The sequence below is a fragment of the Mycobacterium sp. E2989 genome (assembly GCF_001667595.1).
In the GTDB taxonomy this organism is placed as follows: domain Bacteria; phylum Actinomycetota; class Actinomycetes; order Mycobacteriales; family Mycobacteriaceae; genus Mycobacterium.
Map to the genome: position 1 here is coordinate 1 of NZ_LZJX01000051.1, position 24,586 is coordinate 24,586.

General features: G+C 68.3%; 26 protein-coding genes and 1 pseudogene. 18 read left to right on the forward strand and 9 right to left on the reverse strand.

Annotated features, from left to right (window positions below; all coding sequences use genetic code 11):
- Positions 1-691 (reverse strand): class I SAM-dependent methyltransferase (locus A5680_RS09810; protein WP_067818741.1); only part of this gene is annotated, 691 nt, incomplete at its 3' end.
- Between the two features lie 89 nt (positions 692-780).
- On the opposite strand from A5680_RS09810, the gene A5680_RS09815 reads away from it, so the two are divergent.
- Genes A5680_RS09815 through A5680_RS25135 form a run of 3 tightly spaced genes read left to right on the forward strand, consistent with a single transcriptional unit; the run spans position 781 to position 1,981 of the window.
- Entirely contained in the window at positions 781-1,278 is a 498-nt protein-coding gene (locus A5680_RS09815; RefSeq protein WP_055403491.1) for a nucleoside deaminase, read from the forward strand.
- A gap of 48 nt (positions 1,279-1,326) precedes the next feature.
- Complete coding sequence (locus A5680_RS09820) at positions 1,327-1,734, forward strand: metalloregulator ArsR/SmtB family transcription factor (RefSeq protein ID WP_067818744.1); 408 nt, start codon at positions 1,327-1,329, stop codon at positions 1,732-1,734.
- Positions 1,735-1,777: 43 nt separating this feature from the next.
- Entirely contained in the window at positions 1,778-1,981 is a 204-nt protein-coding gene (locus A5680_RS25135) for a zinc transporter Slc39a7 (protein ID WP_082459866.1), read from the forward strand.
- 15 nt (positions 1,982-1,996) lie between these two features.
- Here A5680_RS25135 and A5680_RS09825 read toward each other — a convergent pair whose 3' ends face one another.
- Entirely contained in the window at positions 1,997-3,025 is a 1,029-nt protein-coding gene (locus A5680_RS09825; protein WP_067818747.1) for an oxygenase MpaB family protein, read from the reverse strand.
- Between the two features lie 66 nt (positions 3,026-3,091).
- Between A5680_RS09825 and A5680_RS09830 the strand changes: the two genes are divergently transcribed.
- The 5 genes from A5680_RS09830 to phoU all read left to right on the forward strand — a co-directional run bounded on the left by A5680_RS09830 (position 3,092) and on the right by phoU (position 9,006).
- Positions 3,092-3,697 (forward strand): TetR/AcrR family transcriptional regulator, encoded by a 606-nt coding sequence (locus tag A5680_RS09830; protein ID WP_055403494.1) that lies wholly within the window; start codon positions 3,092-3,094, stop codon positions 3,695-3,697.
- A gap of 180 nt (positions 3,698-3,877) precedes the next feature.
- The gene (locus tag A5680_RS09835; protein WP_055403495.1) at positions 3,878-4,900 is read left to right on the forward strand and encodes an acyl-ACP desaturase; all 1,023 of its coding nucleotides are present in this window, start codon (positions 3,878-3,880) and stop codon (positions 4,898-4,900) included.
- Positions 4,901-4,907: 7 nt separating this feature from the next.
- Complete coding sequence (gene dusB / locus A5680_RS09840) at positions 4,908-6,041, forward strand: tRNA dihydrouridine synthase DusB (protein ID WP_067818750.1); 1,134 nt, start codon at positions 4,908-4,910, stop codon at positions 6,039-6,041.
- 216 nt (positions 6,042-6,257) lie between these two features.
- Positions 6,258-8,279, forward strand: coding sequence for an LCP family protein (locus A5680_RS09845; protein ID WP_067818753.1), 2,022 nt, complete (start codon positions 6,258-6,260; stop codon positions 8,277-8,279).
- 58 nt (positions 8,280-8,337) lie between these two features.
- Positions 8,338-9,006: a phosphate signaling complex protein PhoU gene (gene phoU / locus A5680_RS09850; RefSeq protein ID WP_055403498.1), complete on the forward strand. Its 669-nt coding sequence runs from the start codon at positions 8,338-8,340 to the stop codon at positions 9,004-9,006.
- A gap of 17 nt (positions 9,007-9,023) precedes the next feature.
- Here phoU and pstB read toward each other — a convergent pair whose 3' ends face one another.
- The 5 genes and pseudogenes from pstB to A5680_RS09870 all read right to left on the reverse strand — a co-directional run bounded on the left by pstB (position 9,024) and on the right by A5680_RS09870 (position 12,948).
- On the reverse strand, positions 9,024-9,800 hold the full coding sequence (gene pstB, locus A5680_RS09855) for a phosphate ABC transporter ATP-binding protein PstB (protein ID WP_055403499.1): 777 nt from the start codon (positions 9,798-9,800) through the stop codon (positions 9,024-9,026).
- Between the two features lie 67 nt (positions 9,801-9,867).
- Positions 9,868-9,985: pseudogene (locus tag A5680_RS26230) on the reverse strand (phosphate ABC transporter, permease protein PstA); the annotation flags it as partial.
- A gap of 28 nt (positions 9,986-10,013) precedes the next feature.
- Positions 10,014-11,141 (reverse strand): phosphate ABC transporter substrate-binding protein PstS, encoded by a 1,128-nt coding sequence (gene pstS, locus A5680_RS09860; RefSeq protein ID WP_067818756.1) that lies wholly within the window; start codon positions 11,139-11,141, stop codon positions 10,014-10,016.
- Positions 11,142-11,269: 128 nt separating this feature from the next.
- Positions 11,270-12,175, reverse strand: a complete 906-nt coding sequence (gene mshD, locus A5680_RS09865; protein ID WP_067818759.1) for a mycothiol synthase — start codon at positions 12,173-12,175, stop codon at positions 11,270-11,272.
- On the reverse strand, positions 12,172-12,948 hold the full coding sequence (locus A5680_RS09870; protein ID WP_055403502.1) for a response regulator transcription factor: 777 nt from the start codon (positions 12,946-12,948) through the stop codon (positions 12,172-12,174). Before A5680_RS09870 ends, mshD begins: the two co-directional genes overlap by 4 nt.
- A 178-nt stretch (positions 12,949-13,126) precedes the next feature.
- Here A5680_RS09870 and lmeA point away from each other — a divergent pair, with 178 nt between their 5' ends.
- The 8 genes from lmeA (at position 13,127) to A5680_RS09905 (ending at position 20,856) form a co-directional block, all read left to right on the forward strand.
- Positions 13,127-13,939, forward strand: coding sequence for a mannan chain length control protein LmeA (gene lmeA / locus A5680_RS09875; protein WP_055403503.1), 813 nt, complete (start codon positions 13,127-13,129; stop codon positions 13,937-13,939).
- A gap of 70 nt (positions 13,940-14,009) precedes the next feature.
- Positions 14,010-14,099, forward strand: a complete 90-nt coding sequence (locus A5680_RS26545) for an Ms5788A family Cys-rich leader peptide (RefSeq protein ID WP_369808509.1) — start codon at positions 14,010-14,012, stop codon at positions 14,097-14,099.
- A gap of 108 nt (positions 14,100-14,207) precedes the next feature.
- Positions 14,208-14,675 carry a DUF4395 domain-containing protein gene (locus tag A5680_RS09880; protein WP_067818762.1) on the forward strand — a complete coding sequence of 156 codons (468 nt, stop codon included), beginning with the start codon at positions 14,208-14,210 and terminating at the stop codon, positions 14,673-14,675.
- A gap of 36 nt (positions 14,676-14,711) precedes the next feature.
- A complete protein-coding gene (locus A5680_RS09885; RefSeq protein WP_067818765.1) occupies positions 14,712-15,545 on the forward strand; it encodes a sulfurtransferase in 834 nt (277 codons plus the stop codon).
- Position 15,546: 1 nt separating this feature from the next.
- On the forward strand, positions 15,547-15,849 hold the full coding sequence (locus A5680_RS09890) for a DUF1416 domain-containing protein (protein WP_055403506.1): 303 nt from the start codon (positions 15,547-15,549) through the stop codon (positions 15,847-15,849).
- A gap of 145 nt (positions 15,850-15,994) precedes the next feature.
- Positions 15,995-16,657, forward strand: coding sequence for an FABP family protein (locus A5680_RS09895; protein WP_055403507.1), 663 nt, complete (start codon positions 15,995-15,997; stop codon positions 16,655-16,657).
- 123 nt (positions 16,658-16,780) lie between these two features.
- Positions 16,781-19,156 carry a hypothetical protein gene (locus A5680_RS09900; RefSeq protein WP_067818768.1) on the forward strand — a complete coding sequence of 792 codons (2,376 nt, stop codon included), beginning with the start codon at positions 16,781-16,783 and terminating at the stop codon, positions 19,154-19,156.
- A 143-nt stretch (positions 19,157-19,299) separates the two neighbouring features.
- Complete coding sequence (locus A5680_RS09905) at positions 19,300-20,856, forward strand: sensor domain-containing protein (RefSeq protein ID WP_055403509.1); 1,557 nt, start codon at positions 19,300-19,302, stop codon at positions 20,854-20,856.
- Positions 20,857-21,098: 242 nt separating this feature from the next.
- Here the strand turns inward: A5680_RS09905 and A5680_RS09910 are convergent, their stop codons facing one another.
- A complete protein-coding gene (locus A5680_RS09910) occupies positions 21,099-21,962 on the reverse strand; it encodes an aminodeoxychorismate lyase (protein WP_156349569.1) in 864 nt (287 codons plus the stop codon).
- A gap of 87 nt (positions 21,963-22,049) precedes the next feature.
- Between A5680_RS09910 and A5680_RS09915 the strand changes: the two genes are divergently transcribed.
- Together A5680_RS09915 and A5680_RS09920 are read left to right on the forward strand one after the other, a co-directional pair.
- On the forward strand, positions 22,050-23,135 hold the full coding sequence (locus A5680_RS09915) for a folate-binding protein YgfZ (protein ID WP_067818771.1): 1,086 nt from the start codon (positions 22,050-22,052) through the stop codon (positions 23,133-23,135).
- Between the two features lie 144 nt (positions 23,136-23,279).
- Complete coding sequence (locus A5680_RS09920) at positions 23,280-23,462, forward strand: DUF3073 domain-containing protein (protein WP_055403512.1); 183 nt, start codon at positions 23,280-23,282, stop codon at positions 23,460-23,462.
- A gap of 28 nt (positions 23,463-23,490) precedes the next feature.
- On the opposite strand, the gene purM is transcribed toward A5680_RS09920, so the two are convergent.
- Positions 23,491-24,585: a phosphoribosylformylglycinamidine cyclo-ligase gene (gene purM, locus A5680_RS09925; protein ID WP_067818774.1), complete on the reverse strand. Its 1,095-nt coding sequence runs from the start codon at positions 24,583-24,585 to the stop codon at positions 23,491-23,493.
- Position 24,586 lies beyond the last annotated feature (1 nt).

Here is a 24,586-nt window from a genome sequence, read left to right on the forward strand (position 1 = left end):
TCATCCGTTCGTAGTGCGTGCGCCAGCGCGGGTCGGCGAAAATCGCGGTGTCGGGCACGAAGTCGAAGGCCAGGCGGCTGCCGGGGGCGCTCAGGGCGGTGATGTTGTCGAACAGCGCGTCCTGGGCCTCCTCCGGCAGATACACCAACAGGCCCTCGGCGCTCCACGCCGACGGGGCCTGCGCATCTAATCCCGCGCCGCGCAGCGCCGCGGCCCAGTCGTCGCGCAGGTCGATGGCAACGGTGCGCCGCTCGGCCGTGGGTTCGGCGCCGAGTTCCTCGAGGGTCGAGGTCTTGAACTCGATCACCTCCGGCATGTCGACCTCGTAGACCACGGTGCCGGCCGGCCACGGCAGGCGGTAGGCGCGCGCGTCGAGGCCCGACGCCAGGATCACCGCCTGGCCGATGCCGCCCCGCGTCGCCTCCAGGAAGAAGTCGTCGTAAAACCTTGTGCGGCAAGCCATGCTGCGCGCCATCCGGTGCGGATTGAACTCGGCATCCCCGCCGACCGGGATTTCGCCGTTGACCATCCGGACATAGACATCGATGCCGACGGCGCGCACCAGCGGCGCCGCGTACGGGTCGTCGATCAATTTGGCGTCGGAGGACAGGGCCCGTTGCGCCGCGACCATCGTCGCCGTCGCCCCCACGCTCGTCGCCAGATCCCAACGATCACGATCGGTGCGCGCCATGGTGCTCCCTCATCCCGACCAAATTAAATAGGCAATCTATCAGTATCGCCGGCCCGATTCCCAGCCCCGGCGCGACTACCCTGCGACGTGTGACCGACTTTGCGCAGCGGACGATCGACCTGGCTCGCCAAAACGTCGCCGAGGGTGGTCGCCCATTCGCGACGGTGATCGTCAAGGACGGCCAGGTCCTGGCCGAGAGCGCCAACAAGGTGGCCCAGACGAACGACCCGACCGCGCACGCGGAAATCCTGGCCATCCGCGAGGCGTGCACGAAGCTCGGCACCGAGCACCTCGTCGACGCCACGATCTACGTGATGGCGCATCCCTGCCCGATGTGCCTGGGCTCGCTGTACTACTGCTCACCCAAGGAAGTCATCTTCCTGATCACGCGCGAGGACTACGAGCAGTACTACCTCGACGACCGCAAGTACTTCGAGGTGTCCACCTTCTACGACGAATTCGCCAAGAGCTGGGACCAGCGGCGGCTGCCCATGCGCTACCGGCCGCAGGATGGCGCGGTGGAGGTGTACCGGTTCTGGAACGAACGCAACGGCGGTCAGCGCCGGTCGACGGTCGTCCCAACCTGAGCGAGATCACCGCTGGCGAGCACCGGCCATCTTGACTACTATTTGCGTATGCATGCAGATAATAGCGCAGGTCGGTTGCCGGACGACCAGGCCAGCCTGGTGGTCGAGGTCTTCCGGATGCTGGCCGACGCCACCCGCGTGCAGGTGCTGTGGTCGCTGACCGACCGGGAAATGTCGGTCAACGAGCTGGCCGAGCACGTCGGCAAGCCCGCGCCGTCGGTCTCCCAGCACCTGGCGAAACTGCGAATGGCGCGCCTGGTCAGCACCCGCCGCGAGGGAACCACGATCTTCTACAGCCTGGAGAACGATCACGTCCGCCAGCTCGTCATCGACGCCGTCTTCAACGCCGAACACGCCGGACCGGGCGTGCCGGGCCATCACCGCGGGGATGCCGGGCTCAAGGCCGTCAACGAATCGGCCCGCCCGGCCAACCGGCGGCGCAGCGACGCCAAGTGAATACCGAAGCAGCACAGCGCAGTTGACCCGAGGAGACTCAACGGTGACCGAGCAACACACCCATGACACGCCCCACGAACACCAACACGACCATGGCGACTTCATGCACGCGCACGCGCACACCACGCATGAGCACGAACACGTGCAGCACGAGCACTCACACACCCACGGCGACGGGACCGAGCACACTCATCAGCACGTGCACCAGGCCGGCCTGGAAGACGTTCACGGTCACTCCCACCCATAGCGTGGGCGCGGCGGCTCAGGAGACCACGGGGCAGTAATGCTTCGGGTCGCCACGCTGTTCCACGGGCGGCAGGTTGCGCGCCGGCGTCTGGGGCAGGGGCGCGTCGGCCGGGATGCGCCCGGCCGCGCGGTCGAGGCCGGCGCGGGCCCTCGGGTGCTTGCGGTACCTGGGCGGCACAAACGCGAAGATCAGCCGCACCAGGTTGCCGAAGCGGCGGTGCAACCACTCGTCGCGGTCGGACCACTGGAAGCCCAGCCGTTCGCGCACGGCCGGGTGATACAGGCCGACGGTGAGCCAGACGAAGAACGGCCGCGACAGCCTGGTCAGGCCGCCCCACAACCAATCCGGGAGCCAGGGAGCGATCGGCAGCTTGTCATACAGGGTCAGATCCAGCACGGCCCGCGTCGCATAATTGTCCTCTAATACGTTGCGGCACATGTGATCCCAGTAGGCCTGGAACTCTTCCCAGCTCTGGGGCACCGGCCGCATGCTCATGCCGTACATCCGATACCACTGAACGTGTTCGTCGAAGAGCTGGCGCTTGTCGGCCTCGGTCAGACCTCCCCCGAACCGTTCGGCCACCAGGATTGTGCCCATGAAGAACGTCGAGTGCGCCCAATAGAAGACGTCGGGATTCAGTGCGTGATACCGGCGCCCCTGGTCATCCACGCCCTTGATGTCGGTGTGGTAGTCGCGGACCTCCGCCCCCGTAATAGGAGCCCGGTCGCCGTCGAAGACCACGCCACCGATCGGGTACAGCGACCGCATCACCCGCGGCAACGGTTCGCGGAAGAACGTCGAGTGTTGCTCCACCGCGGCGCCCAACTGCGGGTGCATGTTCTGCATGGAGCCCGCGAACGGCCCTTGCAACATCCCGCGCCAGTCGCCGAAGTACTTCCAGGTCAGCGAGTCCGGGCCCAGCGGCGTCGGCGGTGCCTCGTAGCCCATCGCCGACACCGGGCAGCCTTCGGCTACGGCACCGGACGCTTCGGGCGCGCCTTGACCGCTGGTCGGTGGCACCGGTGCGGACGTATGTTGAGTCACTAGTGAATTCCTACAGGTGTCGGCAAACTGACTACATGCGTTGTCAGTTTCGAGCTTAGGAGCGATGTGCAGTCCGGTCAACGCCGGGGCCGCTGGACCGGCGTCCCCTTGGGGGATCGCCTCGCCCTTCGTCGCGACAACCTCATCGACGCCGGCGTGCAGTTGCTCGGCAGCGACGCTCGGCCGGCGCTAACCGTGCGCGCCGTGTGCCGCAAGGCCGCGCTGACCGAACGCTATTTCTACGAAAGTTTCTCGGACCGTGACGAATTCGTGCGCGCGGTGTACGACGACGTGTGCACGCGCGCGATGAGCGCGCTCACGTCGGCGAATACCCCGCGCGAAGCCGTCGAAAAGTTCGTCGAGCTGATGGTCGACGACCCGGTCCGCGGGCGGGTGCTGTTGCTGGCGCCGGCGTCCGAGCCGATATTGACCCGCTCGGGCGCGGAGTGGATGCCCAATTTCATCGAACTGCTGCAGCGCAAGCTGTCCCGGATCGGCGACCCCGTGCTGGAGAAGATGATCGCCACCAGCCTGATCGGCGGCCTGTCGAGCCTGTTCACCGCGTACCTGAACGGGCGGCTTGGCGCGACGCGCCAACAGTTCATCGACTACTGCGTCAACATGCTGTACATCACGGCGGCCCCCTACGTGCCGGCACCCGAGCTCGGGTAGCGCGCGACCAGGTGTTTATCTGCCGCAGCCCGGCGGCAACCCTGAAGGCCTGCGCGGCCGATCGGGCGTTTCGAAAAGTGGAACTCAACCGTGACGCGACGCGCGGCCAGGCAGCTTGATGCTACTGAAGTACACAGATATATTGACTGCTACCCGCCGACACAGATAACTGGAGGCCCCATGTCAGCCGAGCTGACACACCTACAGCTGCTGCACGAGCTCGAGCCGTTCGTCGAGCAATACCTGAACCGCCACGAGAGCATGCACAAGGACTGGAACCCGCACGACTACATCCCGTGGTCGGACGGTAAGAACTTCTACGCGCTCGGCGGCCAGGACTGGGATCCGGAGCAGAGCAAACTCTCCGACCTCGCCCAGGTGGCGATGGTGCAGAACCTGATGACCGAGGACAACCTGCCGTCATACCACCGCGAGATCGCGATGAACTTCGGCTTGGACGGCCCGTGGGGCCAGTGGGTCAATCGCTGGACCGCCGAGGAGAACCGGCACGGGATCGCGCTGCGCGACTACCTGGTGGTGACCCGCGCCGTCGACCCCGTCGAGCTGGAGAAGCTCCGCATCGAGGTGGTGAACCGCGGCTTCAGCCCGGGGCAGAACCAGCAGATTCGCGCCGACCTGTTCGCCGAGAGCCTCTTCGACTCGGTCATCTACGTGACGTTCCAGGAGCTGGCGACCCGGATTTCCCACCGCAACACGGGCAAGGCCTGCAATGAGACCATCGCCGACCAGTTGCTGGCGAAGATCTCGGCCGACGAGAACCTGCACATGATCTTCTATCGCGACGTCAGCGACGCCGGGTTCAGCGCGGCGCCCAACCAGGCGATGAAGTCGCTGCACAAGGTGCTGCGCAATTTCCAGATGCCGGGCTATCAGGTACCTGAGTTCCGCCGGAAGGCCGTCGCCATCGCCGTGGGTGGCGTGTACGACCCGCGCATTCACCTCGACGACGTGGTCATGCCGGTGCTGAAGAAATGGCGCATCTTCGAGCGCGAGGACTTCACCGGTGAGGCGGCCGCCATGCGCGACGACCTCGCGCTGCTGATCAAGGAACTCGAGCAAACCTGCGAGAAGTTCGAGATCTCCAAGCAGCGCCAGCTCGAGCGGGAAGCCCGCACCGGCAAGAGGACCACCGCGTTCGAGCTGCACCGGACCGCGGGCACGCTGACCATGAGCCGGCGGTAACCAAGCGGTGCGGATCGGTCCCATCGCGCTCCCCAGCCCGGTGGTGCTGGCCCCGATGGCGGGTGTGACCAACGTCGCGTTCCGGACGCTGTGCCGGGAACTGGAACAGGCGAAGGTCGGCACCGTCAGCGGGCTGTACGTCTGCGAGATGGTGACGGCGCGCGCGCTCGTCGAGCGGCACCCGGCCACCATGCACATGACGACCTTCGCGCCCGACGAGTCGCCCCGCTCGTTGCAGCTCTACACGGTGGACCCGGCGACCACGTCCACGGCCGCCAAGATGATCGCGGACGAGGGCCTGGCCGACCACATCGACATGAATTTCGGCTGTCCGGTGCCCAAGGTCACCAAGCGCGGCGGCGGCGCGGCGCTGCCCTACAAGCGCCGGCTGTTCGGGCAGATCGTCGCGGCGGCGGTGCGCGCCACGGAAGGCACCCGGATCCCGGTGACGGTCAAGTTCCGCGTCGGCATCGACGACGAGCATCGCACGCACCTCGACGCCGGCCGCATCGCCGAGGCCGAGGGCGCCGCTGCCGTCGCGCTGCATGCCCGCACCGCGGCGCAGCGCTACTCCGGCACCGCCGACTGGGAGCAGATCGCCCTGCTCAAGCAGCACGTGCGGACGATTCCGGTGCTGGGCAACGGCGACATCTACGACGCCAGCGACGCCCTGACCATGATGGCCACCACCGGGTGCGACGGCGTCGTGATCGGCCGCGGTTGCCTGGGCCGGCCCTGGCTCTTCGCCGAGCTCTCGGCCGCGTTCACCGATAGCCCGGCCCCCAGCCCGCCCACGTTGGGCGAGGTCGCCGACATCGTCCGCCGGCACGCGCGGCTGCTGGCCGCGCACTTCGGCGAGGACAAGGGCATGCGCGACATCCGCAAGCACATCGGTTGGTACCTGCACGGCTTTCCGGCCGGCTCGGAGCTGCGCCGGGCGCTGGCGATGGTCAAGACCCTCAACGAACTCGACTCGCTGCTAAGCCAATTGGACCCCACCGTGCCGTTCCCGGACGCGGCGAGCGGCCCGCGGGGCCGGCAGGGCTCACCGGCCCGGGTGGCGCTGCCCGAAGGCTGGCTGGCCGACCCCGACGATTGCACCGTCCCGGCCGGTGCCGACGTGATGCACTCCGGCGGCTGATCCACCGCTCGAAATCGCGTCTCGACCGATTACTCAGTACCATGTGGACCTTGCCGCATTGCGCGTTCCTGCGGATCGGTAACGCGCCGCCACCCGACCGCGACAAAGGAGTGCGGCCCACGGGTGGCATGAGCCGCAGCGCTGACACTCCAAGCGCTGGCGGCATTTGCACGGACACGCTGACATCTGCATCGGAGCTTCGGAGGCCGGTAGGACATGAGTGACGCCGAGGACGACGCCACTCGCGGCGCTCGGCGGGCAGCGCTGGGCGCCGCCCCGTGGGAGCGGTTCTCGGAGCCCCCGTCCGACGACAGCCGCCATCTCTGGCAGGCCGAGACCACGGTAGATGCCCTCCCGCCGCAGGCCGACGATGAGGACGATTCCGGGTCCCACACCGGGGGCGGGCTCAGCGTCGCCGATCTGATCGCCAAACTCGGTGCGCCGCAGACCGGCCGGTCCACGCACCGCCGCGCCGAGCCCGAGGAAGAGCCCGCCGAGCCCGAACCGGGCGTGCCGGTAGAGCTGCAGCAGACGCAGGTGATCGAGGAGCTCGCCTACTCGCTGGATGCGGTCTCCGAACTTCCCGACCTGTCCGACCACCGCAGCGACGACGAGCCCGCCTCGGATGGGGCGCCTGCCGCCGGCGAGGGGAAAGCGGGCCGCCGCCACCGGCCGATACTGCTGGCGGGGCGTTCGGTGGCCGCGCTGCTCGCCGTGCTCGCCGTGGCCATGACCGGCGGGGCGTGGCAGTGGAGCACGTCGAAGAACGCGCGACTCAACACCATCAGCGCCCTCGACCAGGGTTCGGATGACATTCGCGACCGCAACGGGCAATACGGCGACGAAGACTTCCTGATCGTCGGCATGGATTCGCGCGCCGGCGACAACGCCAACATGGGCGCCGGCGACACCGAGGACGCCGGCGGCGCGCGATCGGACACGGTGATGCTGGTCAACATCCCGGCCAACCGCAAACGCGTGGTGGCGGTGTCGTTCCCGCGCGACCTGGCGATCACCCCGATGCAATGCGAGGCGTGGAACCCGGACACGGGCAAATACGGGCCCCTCTACGACGCGAAGACCAAGACCTGGGGCCCGAAGATGGTCTACACCGAGACCAAGCTGAACTCCGCATTCGCCTTCGGCGGGCCGAAATGCCTGGTGAAGGAAATCCAGAAACTGTCCGGGTTGAGCATCAACCGCTTCATCGCCGTCGACTTCTCCGGGTTCGCCAAGATGGTCGACGCGCTGGGCGGCGTCGAGGTGTGCTCGAAAACCGCGCTGCACGACTACGAGTTGGGCACCGTGCTCGAACACGGCGGCCGCCAGGTCCTGGACGGCCCGACCGCCCTCAACTACGTGCGGGCCCGGCAGGTCACCACCGAAACCAACGGGGACTACGGCCGCATCAAACGCCAGCAGCTGTTCCTGTCGTCGCTGCTGCGTTCGCTGATCTCCGAGGACACGCTGCTGGACCTCAACAAGCTGAACAGCGTGGTCAACATGTTCATCAGCGACACCATCGTCGACAACGTGCAGTCGAAGGACCTGATTCAGCTCGGCCAGTCGTTGCAGGGCATGGCGGCCGGGCACGTCACGTTCGTCACCGTGCCGACCGGCGTCACCGATCAGAACGGCGACGAGCCGCCGCGCATGGCGGACATGCGCGCACTGTTCGACGCCATCATCAACGATGATCCGCTGCCCGAGGAAAACGACCAGAACGCAAAGAATCTCGGAACCTCCGACGAGAAATCGGGTCAGACGAAGGCGCCCGCCACCAAGAAGGCGCCGGCGCCGACCGCGCCGCCCGAGCCCCGACAGGAACAGGTCACCACGACCACCCCGGGCGACGTCACCGTGCGGGTCTCCAACGCCACGACGCAGAGCGGGCTGGCGGCCACCGCGACCAGCCAGCTCAAGCGCAGCGGCTTCAACGTGATGACACCGGACGACTACCCGAGCTCCGTCAACACCACGACCGTGTTGTTCTCGCCCGGCAACGAGCAGGCCGCGGCGACCGTCGCGTCCTCGTTCACCAACGCGAAGGTGCAGCGCGTCTCCGGCTACGGGCAGGTGGTGCAGGTGGTGCTCGGACCCGACTTCAAGTCGGTCGCCACTCCGCAACCGAGCGGCTCGTCGATCAGCCTGCAGATCGAACGCGGCTCCGGCAGCGCCCCGGCCAAGCTCCCCGAGGACCTGACCGTCACCAACGCCGCCGACACCACCTGCGAATAAGCGCATTTGGCGGCGCTCCACCGCCCCTTTTCCGCGCCGAGAACGTAGGCTTGGCGACATGCGGACCGCCTACCACGAGCAGCTCGCGGAGCTATCCGAGCGACTGGGCGAGATGTGCGGGCTGGCGGGCATCGCGATGGAGCGGGCCACCCAAGCCCTGTTGCAGGCCGACCTGGTGCTGGCCGAACAGGTCATCAGCGACCACGAAAAGATCGCGGCGCTGAGCGCCCAGGCCGAGGAAAGCGCCTTCGTGCTGCTGGCCTTGCAGGCGCCGGTCGCCGGTGATCTGAGGTCGATCGTGAGCGCGATTCAAATGGTGGCGGACATCGACCGGATGGGTGCGCTGGCCCTGCACGTCGCGAAGATCGCTCGCCGCCGGCATCCGCAGCACGCGCTGCCCGAAGAGGTCAACGGGTACTTCGCCGAAATGGGCAGGGTGGCAGTCGAATTGGGCAACAGCGCGCAAGAGGTGGTGATGTCCCGCGATCCGGAGAAGGCCGCCCGGATCCGCGAAGAGGACGACGCCATGGACGATCTGCACCGCCATCTGTTCTCGGTGTTGATGGACCGCGAGTGGAAGTACGGCGTGGCGGCCGCCGTCGACGTGACCCTGCTGGGCCGGTTCTACGAGCGCTTCGCCGACCACGCCGTCGAGGTGGCGAGGCGGGTCATCTTCCAGGCGACCGGCAGGCTGCCCGAAGAAGAAGCGAAACCCGCCTCGCAGTAAGCGAAAACGCGCCAGCCTCAGCCGAAGCGGCCGGAGATGTAATCCTCGGTGGCCTTCTGGCTGGGGTTGGAGAAGATTTTCTCGGTGTCGTCGACCTCGATCAACCGCCCCGGCTTCCCGACGGCTTCCAGGTTGAAGAACGCGGTGTAGTCGCTGACTCGGGCTGCCTGCTGCATGTTGTGGGTGACGATGACGATGGTGTAGTCCTGCTTGAGCTCGCTGATCAATTCCTCGATGGCCATCGTCGAGATCGGATCCAGCGCGGAGCACGGCTCGTCCATCAGAAGCACGTCGGGCTGCACCGCGATCGCCCGCGCGATGCACAACCGCTGCTGCTGGCCTCCGGACAATCCGCCGCCCGGCCGGTCCAACCGGTCCTTGACCTCATCCCACAGGTTCGCGCCGCGCAACGAGTATTCGGCGGTCTCGTCGAGCACCTTGCGGTTGCGCACCCCCTGCAGCTTCAGGCCGGCCACCACGTTGTCACGAATCGACATGGCGGGGAACGGATTCGGCCGCTGGAACACCATCCCGATTGCCCGGCGCACACCGACGGGGTCAACGCCGGCGCCGTAGATGTCCTCGTCGTCCAGGAGCACGTTGCCGTCCACCCGTCCGCCGGGGACCACCTCGTGCATCCGGTTGAGCGTGCGCAGCACCGTCGTCTTGCCGCAACCCGACGGGCCGATGAACGCCGTGACGCTGCGCGGCAGGATGGACAGCGTCACATCCGCGACCGCGTGGAACGCACCGTAGTAGATGTTGACGGCCTTGAGGTCCAACCGTTTGGCCACTCTTACTGCTCCTGCCTATGCCTTCTTCGTGCCACCGAATCCGCTCCGACCCGGGCCCCGCTGTTTTGATGGTGGCGAACACCAGGATGAGGGTTGGGGCGGCCCCCCACAACCGCTCGGCGGGGAGCGGGTTCACACCGGCGTCGGCGCCGGTCCCGGATGTACATCATGCCCGGTAACGTCCCCTCGCGCCGCAAGGCGTGGTCCACGCCGTCACTGCAGGGCATTGATCGTGGCAACCAGTCGCTCTTTGACCTTGTCGGGCAGCGGCACATAGCCGGCCGATGGCAGATCGGCCTGGCCGCTGCCGGCGGCCACCGTGAGGAACGACTTGATGGCCCCCGTGGTGTCGGAGTCGGAGCCCTTCGAGCACACAATCTCGTACGTCGCCATGAGCAACGGGTAGACGCCCGGCTCCTGGGAGGCGTACATCGGATTGAGATCGAGCACCAGGTCGTTGCCGTCGGCCACGAAATTGGCCGCGCGGACGGCATTACCGGCAGTCTCGGTGGTGAGCGGGATGACGGCACCCTTGTTGGTGCCGATCTGGGCGTAGGGCATGCCGGCCTGGTCGGCGAAGCCCTTCTCGACGTACCCGATGGCGCCCGGCATGCCCCGCACGGCCTGAACGACACCGGCAGACTTCGTGGCCCCCTCGCCCACCCCGCCCTGAAACTCGTTGCCGACGCCCTTGGTCCAGCTCTGCGGTGCGGCGGCCGTCAGATATTTCTGCAGGTTGTCCGTGGTTCCCGACGAATCCATCCGGTAGATCGGGGTGATCTTGGTGTTGGGCAGCGGGACGCCGGGGTTGAGAGCCACCAGGATCGGGTCGTTCCAGGCGGTGATCCGCCCACTGAAGATCTTGGCCAGCGCGTCACTGCTGACCACCAGCGGCGGGATCCCGGCGAGGTTGTAGACCAACGCGATCGGTCCGAACACCAGCGGCAGGTCCCACGCCGGGTTCCCGTCGCAGCGGGCGGCGGCCGGCCCGATCTGGCCGGCGGCCAGCGGGGAGTCGGCGCCCGCGAAGTCGACATGGCCGGCGATGAACTGCTCGCGCCCGGCCCCGGAACCGGTCGGGTTGTATGACACGCTCTTGCCCGGGCAGTACTGGCCCCAGACCTGGTTGAACAGCGCCATCGCGTTTTGCTGTGCCGTCGAGCCCTCCGCCGTCAGGTTGTTCTTGCCGTTACAGCCGGCCGTGCCGGTCGGCCCGGAGGCCGCCGCCGGCGACGCGGCGTGGCGGTTCTGGTCACCCCCACAGCCGGTCATCGCGCCACCACCGATCGCCGCCACCGCGGCGAGCGCGGTCAGCGCTCTGCCTCCCCTGTCGAGCCTCACCGAACCCGCTTCCTGACGCACTCGCCGACCCAACCCCCCAACAGGTTGCCAGGTCGCGGCGAAATATGCTTCGCCGCGGGTCTCACTACCAAAAGCAGGTGAACAACCGGGTGCGGGGCGCGCTCGGGTCAGTCGGCGGCGACCGCGTAGGCGGTGTCCACGCTGTAGGTGCTGAAGCCCAGGCGCTGATATGTGCGCACGGCGGCGACGTTGTCCGACTCCACGTACAGCAGGACGGTCGGCTCGGCCGCGTCGGCCAGCCGATCCGCCAACGACGCGATACCGACGGCCGTCAGCATCTGCCCCAAACCCCGACCCTGCGCGGAGGGATCGACGCCGACGACGTAGACCTCCCCCAGGCCGCCTTGATCGGTGTGCACCTTGGTCCAGTGGAAGCCCAGCAACTTGCCCGCCTCGTCGCCGCCGGAGTCGTCGAACGCGAGGAACAAACCGGCCGGGTCGAACCACGGCTCGTTGCGCCGCTCGGCCAGCTGGGCTTCGGTCCAGCCGCCCTGCTCGGGGTGGTCGGCGAAGGCGGCGTTGTTGACGCGCAACAGCTCGGCGTCATCGCCGCTGCCGGCGTACGTGCGGACCCGCACGCCGGGCACGGGGCGAATCAGGCCGTGCGTGTCCCGCAGCGTGCGCCGCATCTGCAGCAGTTCGCGCACCGGCACCAGACCGAGCGCGGAGGCGGTGGCCCGCGCCGGTTCGAGGGTGCCGTGCGCCCAGAACCGGTTGCGCCCGGCGGTCTTGGCCAACGCCGACCGCGCCAGCACCGTCCCGAAGCCACGCCGGCGCAGCCGCGGTTGCACCACGAGTTCGGCCATAGCGGCATCGGGCGAAAGATTGAGGTAACCGACGATCTCGTCGGCCTCGGTGATGAGCAGATGCGCGCTGCGGTCGTGCGCAAGCTCGCGTAGCACCTGTTCGCCGACCGGCGCCACGCCATCGAATCCCGTTGCGGCCGTGACGAGTTCCCGCACTTGCCGCTGCTCGTCCGCGGTCAGCGTCGAGCGCCAGACGGGTGCGGTCACTGACTGCGCAACGGGTCGCCCAGCGGCTCTGGCAGTTCTTCGGGCTCGGACTCGACGTCGTCGACGCCGTCATCCTCATTGGGGCCCGCGATCGGTGCGCGACCGCGGGCGGGCCGGACGGCCTTGTATCCGACGTTGCGGACGGTGCCGATCAACGCCTCGTATTCGGGGCCGAGTTTGGCGCGGAGTCGGCGTACGTGCACGTCGACGGTGCGGGTGCCGCCGAAGAAGTCGTATCCCCACACCTCGTGCAGCAGCTGCGCGCGGGTGAACACCCGCCCCGCGTGCTGGGCCAGGTACTTGAGCAGCTCGAACTCTTTGTAGGTCAGGTCGAGCGGGCGCCCACGCAGCCTCGCGGTGTAGGTGCCCTCGTCGATCACCAGCTCACCCAGGCTCACCTTGCCGGCGCTCTCGTGGTCGGCCAGCCCGCCGCGGCGCCCGATCACCAGCCGCAACCGCGCGTCGATCTCGGCGGGGCCCGTGCTCGGCAGCAAGATCTCGTCCAGGCCCCAGTCCGCGCTGACCGCGACCAGGCCACCCTCGCTGACGACCGCCAGGACGGGCACGGATCGGCCGGCCGTGCTCAGCAGCCGGCAAAGTCCTCGCGCGGACGACAGATCGGTGCGCGCGTCCACGAGCACGGCGTCCGCCGTCCCGGCCTCGAGCAACGAGGACGGTTCCGCCGGCGCCGTACGGACGGTGTGGGGCAGCAGCGACAACGACGGCAGGACCGGGTCGGGATGCAGCTCCGAGGTAAGCAGTAATAGCTCCAACTAGCCCCTCCAACTCGGGGGAACGGCATCTTCACAATTCGCAACGCAACGACGCGTTAGTTGCCAGGTCACCTAACGATAACTTGCCACCTGCCATTTCTGCGTGGCGACGACCGCAGTGTGAGCCCCACCACCCGGGCGGCCCGTCGTCGTCCCGGGAACAGGGTTACGCCACAATATGCGGGTGCGCAAGGTCCTGATCGGGCTGGCGGCGGTGGCGATCGCCGTGGTCGTGGTAGTCCTCGGCGCCTTCGGCGTCGACTACGGGAGCAGCATCTACGCCGAATACCGGCTGTCGTGCAGCGTGCGCAAAGCGGCCAGCCTGAGGTCCGACCCGTTCGTGGCCATCGTGGCGTTCCCCTTCATCCCGCAGGCGATGCGCCACCACTACAACCAGCTGGAGATCAAGGCCAACGCCGTCGACCACGCCACGGTCGGTAAGGCCACCCTCGAGGCCACGATGTACTCGGTCGACCTGACCCACACCTCCTGGCTGATCGGGCCCGAAGCGAAGCTGCCCGTCGGCAAACTCGAGAGCCGCATCATCATCGACTCGACGCATTTGGGCCGCTACATGGGCATCAGCGACCTGATGGTCGAAGCGCCGCCAAAGGAAACCAACACCGCAACCGGCGGGGTCACCGCGTCGGGCATCTCCGACAGCCACGGCCTGGTGTTCAGCGGCACGCCGCACTCGATCGACTTCGAGCACCGGGTCAGCGTCTCGGTGGACCTCTCCATCGCCCCCGACGATCCGACGACGCTGGTGATCACGCCGACCGGCGTCCTGACCGGGGCCGATACCGCGGACCAAGCCGTTCCGGACAACAAGCGGGATGCGGTGCTACGGGCCTTCAGCACCCGGGTGCCCAACCAGCGGCTTCCGTTCGGGGTGGCGCCGAAGACCGAGGGGGCGCGCGGCTCCGACGTCATCATCGAGGGCATCAGCTATCGCGTGACCGTCGATCTGGACGGCTTCAAGCAGTCGTGACCGGTGTACCTGCGTCAGCGGCCGCCGCCGCGGATTTGATCGCCGTCGGTCATTCGGTAAGCTTGCCGACGTGCAAGCCCGCATTGAGCCCATGCTCACCCAACGCCGCGCAGTCGATCTGTGCCGCACCGCGGGCTGTTGCTGTCGCTGTAGCTGCTGAGTCGCCGCGCGCTTTCGCGTAAGCACTCAGGGCAGCCCCGGAACGTCACCGAGGCCCGTCTCCCGTCGTTCGTTCCCATAAGCAACAGGCGTATCCAGGAGTAGTACCGTGCCGAGCAACACCGCCACCCAGCAAGACGTCGTCGACGTGCGCGGACCGAGGTTCGCCGCCTGGGTCACCACCGTGGTCTTGGTGATCACCCTCGCCGTATCCGCCGCCAGCCCGCTGGCGGCGGCGGTCGTTCTGGGGGTCCAGGCCGTCATCTTCGCCGTCGGGGCCGTCGGTGGCCCCCGCAAGCACCCGTACGGGCGCGTCTTCGCGCGCTTCGTCGCGCCCCGCATCGGGCCCGTCCGGGAGCGCGAACCGGTCGCCCCGCTGAAGTTCGCGCAGCTTGTCGGCCTGATCTTCGCCGTCGCGGGCGTCGCCGCATTCGCCGCGGGCGCCTTCCTGGTCGGCGTGATCGCCACCGCCGCCGCGCTCGTCGCGGCATTCCTCAATGCCGCCTTCGGCATCTGCCTCGGCTGCCAGCTCTACCCCTTGGTCGCGCGTTTGAGAGGCGCCGCGCGCACCGCCTGAACTGTTCATTTCAAAGCGATCGAAAGGATCCCCCGCATGGCACGCTCCGACGTCCTGGTCTCCGCGGACTGGGCCGAGAGCAATCTCGACGCCGCCGGTGTCGTCTTCGTCGAGGTCGACGAGGACACCAGCGCATACGACACCGGCCACATCCCCGGCGCGATCAGGCTGGACTGGCGCTCCGATCTGCAGGACCCGGTCAAGCGTGACTTCGTCGACGCGCAGCAATTCTCGAAGCTGCTCAGCGAACGCGGCGTCGCCAACGACGACACCGTGATCCTCTACGGCGGCAACAACAACTGGTTCGCCGCCTACGCCTACTGGTATTTCAAGCTGTACGGCCACGTCGACGTCAAGCTGCTCGACGGCGGACGCAAGAAGTGGGAGCTCGACGGGCGCGCGCTGTCCCGCGACGCCGTGAGCAGGCCGGCCACCTCGTACACCGCCGCGGCCCCGGACAACAGCATCCGGGCGTTCCGCGACGAGGTGATCGCGGCGATCAACGAAAAGAACCTGGTCGACGTGCGTTCGCCGGACGAGTTCTCGGGCAAGATCCTGGCGCCGGCGCACCTCCCGCAGGAGCAGAGCCAGCGGCCCGGCCACATTCCCGGGGCGATCAACGTGCCGTGGAGCAAGGCCGCCAACGAGGACGGCACCTTCAAGTCCGACGAGGAGTTGGCCAAGCTCTACGCCGACGCCGGGCTGGACGGCACCAAGGAAACGATCGCGTACTGCCGGATCGGCGAGCGGTCGTCGCACACCTGGTTCGTGCTCCGGGAATTACTCGGCCACAAAAACGTCAAGAACTACGACGGAAGTTGGACGGAATACGGCTCCCTGGTGGGTGCCCCGATCGAGTTGGGAAGCTGATATGTGCTCTGCCCCGAAACAAGGAGTGACGCTGCCCGCCAGCGTCGACTTGGAAAAGGAAACCGTGATCACCGGCCGCGTCGTGGACAGCGACGGCCAGGCGGTGGGCGGCGCGTTCGTCCGCTTGCTCGACTCGTCGGACGAGTTCACGGCCGAGGTCGTCGCGTCCGCCACGGGCGACTTCCGGTTCTTCGCCGCGCCGGGATCCTGGACGCTGCGCGCGCTGTCGGCGGCCGGCAACGGCAACGCCGTGGTCAGCCCGTCGGGTGCCGGCATCCACGAGGTCGACGTCAAGATCGCCTGAGACCCCGGCTGCCCTGACCGGGATCTCCCGGGGCGAATAGACTTGTCCCCGTGGTGCTTTTCTTCGAGATCATGCTGGTCGTGGCGGTCGTGGTGATCTCATGGTTCGCGCTGTACGTGCTGTACCGGCTGATCACCGACGAATCGTGACCGCCCCCGGCGACGAGCCACTGAGTTCCGCGGGCTCCGGCGATCGTGCTGTGGCCGCCGCCGCTGAGCGCGCCAAGCTGACCGCCGGCCGCAACATCCCCGCCTTCGACGATCTGCCCGTTCCCGCCGACACCGCCAACTTGCGCGAAGGCGCCAATCTGAACGACGCCTTGCTGGCCCTGCTGCCGCTGGTCGGTGTGTGGCGCGGGGAGGGCGAGGGCCGCGGACACGACGGGGACTACCGGTTCGGTCAGCAGATCGTGGTCTCGCACGACGGCGGCGACTACCTCAACTGGGAAGCCCGCTCCTGGCGGCTCAGCGAGACGGGCGACTACCAGGAACACGGCTTGCGCGAGACGGGCTTCTGGCGCTTTGTCAGCGACCCCGACGACCCCAGCGAATCTCAGGCGATCGAGCTGCTGTTGGCGCATTCGGCGGGCTACGTCGAGCTGTTCTACGGGCGGCCGCGCACCCAGTCGTCGTGGGAACTGGTGACCGATGCGCTGGCCCGCAGCCGATCGGGTGTGCTGGTCGGCGGCGCCAAGCGGCTCTACGGCATCGTCGAGGGCGGCGACCTGGCCTACGTCGAGGAGCGGGTGGACGCCGACGGCGGCCTGGTACCCCACCTTTCGGCCCGGCTCTCCCGGTACGCCGGATAGCCGACGCGCCGTTGCCCGCCGGGGCAACCGGGCGCCGCGCAGCGGCCCGAAATCGTTGCCTTCGGTCGATCTTTTGCGTGTACTGTTCGACGTCCGGGCAGCCCCGCGAAGGGAGATCGGCGGATGCGTCCCAGGAGGGCACCCTCGCCCATATTGCGCTGGGGTGTCACCGCGGTCGGCCTGCTGCTCATCGGCTATTTGGCCGTGCTGGACCTGCAGCCCTCCCTGATCGACAGGCTGCCGCCGGGCCTTTCGTGGTTCGGGCGGCCCGGGTCGATGCCCACCCTCGCGATCGTCGTGACCGTGCTGATCTGGGCGTCGGTGCTGACCGTCCGCTCGGGCGGCAGCCATCGGGTGGTGGGCGTGTCGTTCACCCTGATCGCCGCCCTCGTCCCGCTGACGGCGCTGCTGGGCCTCACCTCGTACTGGGGGTGTCACGACGCAAACCATCCGGCCCTGTTCACCCCGCTGATGGCCACGGCCAGCCTGGTCAAGGGCGGCACCGGCGACTTCTCGGTGAGCGGACGGACCTGCCCGAACCCCACGCCGGTCGGCCTGGAGCTGGCCCGCATCGCCGCCCTGTCGGCGATCTTCACCGGCTTGGGCGGCGTCGTGGTCGGCGTCTTCCGGTCCCAGGTGGACCGGCTGCGGGCCAACCTGGCCGACTCCGTCACGGCCATCGTCGGGGTCGACGCCGATAGCCAATCGATGATCAGCGCCGTCGCGCGGACACTGGACCGGCGCAGCACGCTGGTCGTCATCACGGGCGCCAGCGACGACCGGGTGCAGCGGGCTCGCAGGCAGGGCGCCCGGGTGGTCCTGGTCGACTTCAACAACCCGTCCACCCTGGTCTCGCTGCGGTTGTGGCGCCACCTGTCCCGGCTTTACCTGATGGCGCCCGACCCGGCGATCAACCTGTTGTGGCTGGACCTGATCAGCCGCCGGCTCGACGAGGTCGGCCGCAAGCGGCGGTTGCCACTCATCGTGCGGATGGACGACCCGTGGCTGGCCCAGGCCTGGCGGGCGCAGCAGTTCGGCGGATCGGACACCCGGTGGGCGGCCGACGTGGTCGGCAAGTACGAGGTGACCGCGGGCAGGCTGCTCGACAGCATCATCGCGACGGGCCGAACCAAGCGTGTATTCGTCTGTGGCACTTCACAATTGACCCTGGCCCTGTGCGCCGATCTGACGCAGCGCGCCCTGGAGCGCGAGTTCTACACGCCGTCCGGCGCGGTCCCGTTGCCCGCCCTCACGCTGGTCGAAAGGGACGCCGCGGAATACCTGGCCGATCACGAGTTCTACCGGCGGCAGGCGGGATTCGCCTCGGAGGGGCCGGCGATCGATGCGACGGCGGAGGCGCCGACGGTTCCGACCATGCTGAAGCTGATCGGCGACGCCGACCCGGCGACCAGCGCGGTGATCTTCGTGGACTCCCATGCGGCGACCACCGCGGCGAGGCTGGCGGCCCGCTTCCCCGACATGCCCATCTACGCCTCCGACCTCAACACCAGCATCAGTGACGACTCGATCCAGGTGGTCGGGCGGTTGCAGTCGTACTCGCTGGTGCTGGACACCCAAGAGGGCCAGGTGCAGGACGCCTGGGAGCGCGCGGCCAGGCTGATCCACGAGCGGTATGTCTCGACGATCGACCCGGACGCGCCGCGGTCCCCGGCCGCGATGCCGTGGTCCGAACTCAACGAGTTCTACCGCGGGTCCAACCGGCGGCAAGTTCGCAACGCGCTGTGGATGGTGGAGCAGATCGCCGGGCACACCTGGAACACGTGGGGCAGCCCGCCGGCGCAGCTGTCCGGCAACGAAATGGCGGGGCTGCCCCCGTTGGAGCAGCTCGCGCTGATGGGCTTCGACCAGGACGCGGCGTTGAGCATGGCCAGGGCGGAGCACGAGGACTGGTGCCGCTACTACCGCCGCAACGGGTGGAAATACGGGTCACCGCGCGACGATTCGCGCAAGGTCCACGACAAGCTGGTCGACTGGTCGGTGGTGGAGAGCGACCCGGGCCTGCTCAACGCCGCGGTGCGCAGCCTGGCGGGCACGCTGTGGAGCCTGCGCCAGCTGGGCTTCCGGTCGCGCCCGCTCTGGCAGTCGTTCACCCGGGTGGGGACGGTGACCGCCGAACAGCGCAGCGCCCCATGGACGTGGACGTCGGATTCGGGGCACACCATGAGCGCCGACGCCGGCGACTGGGCGATCCAGGAAGACGGCAAGGTGTGGTCGGTTCGCGACGACATCTTCCGGGACACCTACGAGCCCGCCGGCGACGGGCGCTGGCAGCGGAAAGGACGGGTCCAAGCCCGCCCCGCCCATGCGGGCGAGACCGTGAACACCCTGGAGGGGCCCACGACCGCGGCGGAAGGTGACTGGGTGGTGCGCGGAACCACGGGCGAGCAGTGGCCGGTTCCCGGCGCCGAATTCGCGCGTCGCTACGCCGAATTCCACCCGCCCGAGGAAGCTTCCGCGGTAGACGGCGGCCATGAATGACTTTTAGCCGTCGCCGCCCCGAATAGCCGTAGATTTGCGCCGTCCGAGGGGGCCCGACACTGATACGGTATCGGCGCATGCCCAATAGCCGGGTGCGCCGATTCCGCCCGTTCGTTTGCTACGCCTCCCCGTAGGAGACCGCGATGCCGCTGTTCATCAGCTACTCGAGCCAGGACAGGGCGACCGTCGACGCCCTGACTTCCGCGCTTCGGCGCGCACAGCAACAGGTTTGGTTCGACCAGGAGCTCGGCGGCGGCGATTCGTGGTGGAACAAGATCCTCGAGCAGATCCGCTCGTGTGACGTGTTCATCGTCGCGTTGTCCAACAATTGGCTGCAGTCCAAGCCGAGTCAGGCCGAATTGCGTTATGCGCGGGCGCTGAACCGGCCGATCCTTCCCGTTCGGATCGGCGACATCGACAGCATGCGCGTGAATCCCCTTGCGACGCTGCAGATCATCGATTACCGCGAACCGACGGTGGACGCCGGCATCCAATTGGTGACGGCCGTGCACGCCCTGCAGGGCAAGCCGGTGCCGTTGCCGGACCCGCTGCCCGAAGAGCCGCCGGTGCCGTTCGGCTACATCACCCGGCTGGGCAACACCCTCGCCGAAAAGGAGCTCAGCCCGCAGCAGCAGACCCAACTCCTCATCGAACTGCGCCAGGGATTCGACGAGGACGGCGACGACCCCAGCGCGCGCGGCGACATCGCCCAGCTGCTGCGCATGCTGCGCCTGCGCCACGACGTCACCTACCGCACCCGGACCGAAATCGACAATGTGCTGGCCGAGATCGAGGCCAAGGGCGGTTCGTCGAGCAAACCGGCCGCTGACGCGGAGGCGGAAGCAACCACCGCCGTCGCACCCCGGCCCGCCGCGACCCCCGAGCCCAGCGGCCCGACGGCCAAGGCCGCGCCCACCGCGGTCGGTGGCGCCGCGGCGGGCGGATCCAACAAGCGGCTGCTCATCATTGGGGGAGTCGCCGTCGCGGTGATCGCGGCAATCGCGATCGTCGTCGTCCTCACCATGCAGGGCGGCAAGACCAAGCCCGCCAGCAGGGCGGGCAACGGCCCGAATCAGGTTCAGACGGGCTCGAACCCAGCCCCGAATGTCGGGAACGTTCCGAATCCCGGGGATGGCTCCAAGCTCGACTCGTATCTGCTCGGCCCCGCCGATGTCGGCGCCGTGGTGGGCGACCCGAACCTGGTGGTCTCCGAGAAAGCCGCGCAACTGCGCAACTTGAGGGCGACGGTGTCCAACGCCGACTGCAAGGGCCCGTTCGAACCCATCGAGGAAGCGGCCTACAAGGGCGCGGACGGTTACACCGCGGTGAGCGGGCAGGCCGTGCACACCGCCGGCGAAAATCCGCCGCACCGGCTCTACGAAGCGGTCGTGGAGTTCGCGTCCCCGGAGAAGGCCGCCGCGTTCGTGCAGCTGTCGGCGGACAAGTGGAGGGCGTGCGCCGGGCAATCGGTCACGGTGAGCTTCAACGGCAAGAGCAGCGGGTGGACGTTCGGCGAGGTCACCGGAGCGCCGCCGAAGATTTTCCAGCAGCGGACCCAAGCGGACGGAACCCGGATCTGCCACCACGCGCTGCACGCGGCGTCCAGTGTGGTCGTCGATCTGCTGCTGTGCGGGCCCGACGCCGAAACGGGCCAGGCGGGCAAACTCGCCGGGCAGATCGCGGCGAAGGTGAACCAGTAACGGCCGTAGACATGGCGCGGCCCCCGAGCAAGGTTCCTGGTTGGACAGACCGGAAGCTCGGGGGCCGGGTGACTGCGTGGAATTCGCTAGCGCGCGTAAATCGCCAGCTATTCGAGAGCCACTGCTGCTAGCGCGCAGCCACCTCACATGTCCATGAAGCTATCAATTTCCCGGACCACCTCCCTTCTTGTGTACGGCCGACCGTACCCGCGATTCCGCGAGCCGACAACACAATTCAGCGCTCAGCGATCGCTGACGATCGCCGAGTCGACCAGCGCGGCGAATTCGGCGGCCAACGGCGACCGGGGCAGCGGGCGGCCGTCGAGCGTGTGCACCCGGGCGGCCAGCGTCATACTCGAGACCAGCCAGATCCCTTGCGCGGCAACCAGATCGGCGGGTCGCAACGCGCGATAGTCGCAGTCGTAGCCCTTGGCCCTGGCCACCTCGAACAGTGCCTGCTGCGTGGTGCCACGCAGAATCGGATACCACGGCGGCGGCGTCAGCAGGCACGGGTTGCCGTCGGAGCCGTCGGTCGCGATCACCACCGTCGAGCGCGGGCCTTCCAGGATGTAGCCGTCCGAGCTGACGAAGATCACGTCTCCGGCGCCTTGCCGGGCCGCGTGCCGCAGGGCGGCCATGTTGACCGCGTAGGACAACGTCTTGGCGCCGGCCAGCAGCCACGGCATCGCGTCGGTGCCCGCCGCGGGCAGCCCGCGCGCCAATGTCACCGCGGCCAGCCCCTCGCGTCGAACCGCCGTCACGCGCTCGGGCACGGCGTTGACCATGACATAGGCGGTGGGCGTCGATCCGCTCTCCCGGCCGCGGCTGTAGATCAGGCGCATCGCGCCTTCGTCGTCGGTGCCCGCCACCCATTGCCGGGTGGCCACCTCGATCGCGCTGCGCCAGGCCGGCAGGTCCGGCTCCGCCAAGTCGGTCAGCCGTGCCGAGTGGGTCAGCCGCTGCAGGTGGGACTCGACAAGGCAGGGTCGGCCGTCGCGGACCAGCAGCGTCTCGAAGACGCCGTCGCCGCGCACCGCCGCCAGGTCGTCGGCGTGCAACAGCGGGGCATCCGGCGGGTGGATCTCGCCGTCCAGCGTGACGATCACACCCCTGTGGCCTGCCATGGGGGTAAAGCCTAGCCGCGAGCGTGCGGCTGGCCGCACGCTCGGCGGCCGAGTCCGTAGAGTTGACGTGTGTCTTCTGCAGTGCCCGCGCCCGAGGCCGGCCCCGACGCGGGGGCCGTCTGGCATTACGGCGATCCCCTCGGTGAGCAGCGCGCGGCCGAAACCGACGCGGTGGTGATCGACCGATCACACCGCGCGGTGCTCACGCTGACCGGCGGTGAGCGGCAGAAGTGGTTGCACAACATCTCCACCCAGCACGTCAGCGATCTCCCCGACGGCACCAGCACGCAAAACCTCAGCCTGGACGGCCAGGGCCGCGTCGAAGACCATTGGATCCAAACGGAACTCGGCGGCACGACCTACCTCGACACCGAGCCGTGGCGCGGCGAACCGCTGCTGGACTACCTGCGCAAGATGGTCTTCTGGTCCGATGTCGCGCCGGCGGCCGCCGACCTCGCGGTGCTGTCGCTGTTGGGGCCGCGACTGGCCGACGGGGCGGTGCTCGACGCTCTCGGCCTGGACGACCTGCCCGCCGAGCTGACCGCGGCCCCGCTCGCCGGCGGTGGCTTCGTGCGGCGGATGCCCGGCGCCCCCGCCGACGAGATTGAACTGGATCTGCTGGTCCCCCGCGCCGACTCCGCCGCCTGGCAGGACCGATTGGTGCAGGCCGGGCTCCGGCACGCCGGGGTCTGGGCGTACGAGGCACACCGGGTGGCGGCGCTGCGCCCGCGACTGGGCGTGGACACCGACGAGCGCACCATTCCGCACGAGGTTGGCTGGATCGGTGCCGCCGTCCACCTGGACAAGGGGTGCTATCGCGGGCAGGAGACCGTGGCGCGGGTGCACAACCTCGGCAGACCGCCCCGGATGCTGGTGTTGTTGCACCTCGACGGCTCGGTGGAGCGGCCCGCGACGGGCGACCCCGTCCTCGCCGGTGGGCGCGCCGTCGGGCGACTCGGCACGGTGGTGGATCACGTGGACCTCGGGCCCGTGGCCCTGGCGCTGCTCAAGCGTGGGGTGCCGGCCGACACCGAACTGGCGACCGGCCCGCAGGCCTCGGTCGCTGCGGTGATCGACGCCGATTCGCTGCCGCCGGCGGAACAGATCGGCGCGGGCAGACTGGCCGTTGAACGGTTGCGGGGCGGTGCGAGATAATCCTCGATGACGTCCGCCACAGCGGCGGGGGGCACCGACGCCCAACCGCAAGGCACGGTAAACTGTCAACAGGACAATAACGACACCAAGAGATCGGAGCCGCCTGATTCGGGCCGCTCCGTTATTGCGCGAGGGGGTTCCCCCATGGGCCGCGGCCGGGCTAAGGCAAAGCAGACCAAGGTTGCTCGTGAACTCAAATACAGTTCCCCGCAAACCGACTTCACGCGGCTTCAGCGCGAGTTGTCAGGAACGGGCGACGACTCCACCGAACTCGCGGACGACGGCGCCGACGATTCTTGGGAAGACAGCGACGACTGGCGTCGCTGAACCCCGGCGCTAGCTTCGATCCAGGTTTCTAAAATCTGGGGTGCTGCCCCACGAGCTTTGCCCGCGGGCCCGCTTTGCCGCCTTTGCCGACGGTCCCCAGCACCCAGCAGTCCAAATGCCGGGCCGTCAGGATGGCCAGGGCACGGTCGGTGTCCTCGGGCGCGACGATGGCGACCATACCCACGCCCATGTTGAAGGTCTTCTCCATCTCCTCGCGCGTCACCCGGCCGCGCTGGGCGATCATCGGGAACACCGGGGCGGGCGTCCAGGTCCCGCGGTCGATTTCGGCGACCAGGCCGTGCGGGATGACCCGTTGCAGGTTGCCCGCCAAGCCGCCGCCGGTGACATGGCAGAACGTGCGGACATGGGTTTCGGCGGTCAACGCCAGGCAGTCCTTGGCGTAGATCCGGGTGGGTTCGAGCAGCTCCTCACCGAGCGTGCGGCCGAACTCCTCGACATAGCCGGCGAGGTTCATCCGGTCGATTTCGAGCAGCACCGTGCGGGCCAACGAGTAGCCGTTGGAGTGCAGTCCCGAGGAGCCCATCGCGATGATGGTGTCGCCGGGCTTGACGCGTTCGGGGCCCAGCACGTCGTCGGCCTCGACGACGCCGACGCCGGTGGCCGAGATGTCGTAGTGGTCCGGTTCCATCAGCCCCGGGTGTTCGGCGGTTTCGCCGCCGAGCAACGCGCAGCCGGCCCGCACGCACCCCTCGGCGATGCCCGCGACGATCGCGCTGAGGCGCTCGGGCACCGTCCGGCCCACCGCGATGTAATCCTGCAGGAACAGCGGCTCCGCACCGCAGACCACGAGGTCGTCGACGACCATCGCGACCAGGTCCAGGCCGACGGTGTCGTGCTTGTCCATCGCCTGCGCGACAGCAAGTTTGGTCCCCACACCGTCGGTGGACGCCGCGAGCAGCGGTTCACGGTAGTCGTTGCGCAAGGCGAACAGTCCTGCGAACCCGCCGAGGCCGCCCCGCACCTCGGGCCTGGTGGCCTTCGTCGCCAGCGGCTTGAACATCTCAACGGCGCGGTCGCCGGCCTCAATGTCCACCCCGGCCGACGCGTAGGTGATGCCGTGGCTGCCCGGGTTTCGTCCGGGGCTTTTTCCGGGATCCGTCATC

Coding starts and splice junctions, on each gene's coding strand:
- A5680_RS09820 (WP_067818744.1), top strand. CDS start 1,327: ATGCATGCAGATAATAGCGCAGGTCGGTTGCCGGACGACCAGGCCAGC.
- A5680_RS09835 (WP_055403495.1), top strand. CDS start 3,878: ATGTCAGCCGAGCTGACACACCTACAGCTGCTGCACGAGCTCGAGCCG.
- A5680_RS09845 (WP_067818753.1), top strand. CDS start 6,258: ATGAGTGACGCCGAGGACGACGCCACTCGCGGCGCTCGGCGGGCAGCG.
- phoU (WP_055403498.1), top strand. CDS start 8,338: ATGCGGACCGCCTACCACGAGCAGCTCGCGGAGCTATCCGAGCGACTG.
- lmeA (WP_055403503.1), top strand. CDS start 13,127: ATGCGGGTGCGCAAGGTCCTGATCGGGCTGGCGGCGGTGGCGATCGCC.
- A5680_RS09885 (WP_067818765.1), top strand. CDS start 14,712: ATGGCACGCTCCGACGTCCTGGTCTCCGCGGACTGGGCCGAGAGCAAT.
- A5680_RS09890 (WP_055403506.1), top strand. CDS start 15,547: ATGTGCTCTGCCCCGAAACAAGGAGTGACGCTGCCCGCCAGCGTCGAC.
- A5680_RS09900 (WP_067818768.1), top strand. CDS start 16,781: ATGCGTCCCAGGAGGGCACCCTCGCCCATATTGCGCTGGGGTGTCACC.
- A5680_RS09905 (WP_055403509.1), top strand. CDS start 19,300: ATGCCGCTGTTCATCAGCTACTCGAGCCAGGACAGGGCGACCGTCGAC.
- A5680_RS09920 (WP_055403512.1), top strand. CDS start 23,280: ATGGGCCGCGGCCGGGCTAAGGCAAAGCAGACCAAGGTTGCTCGTGAA.
- purM (WP_067818774.1), bottom strand. CDS start 24,585: ATGACGGATCCCGGAAAAAGCCCCGGACGAAACCCGGGCAGCCACGGC.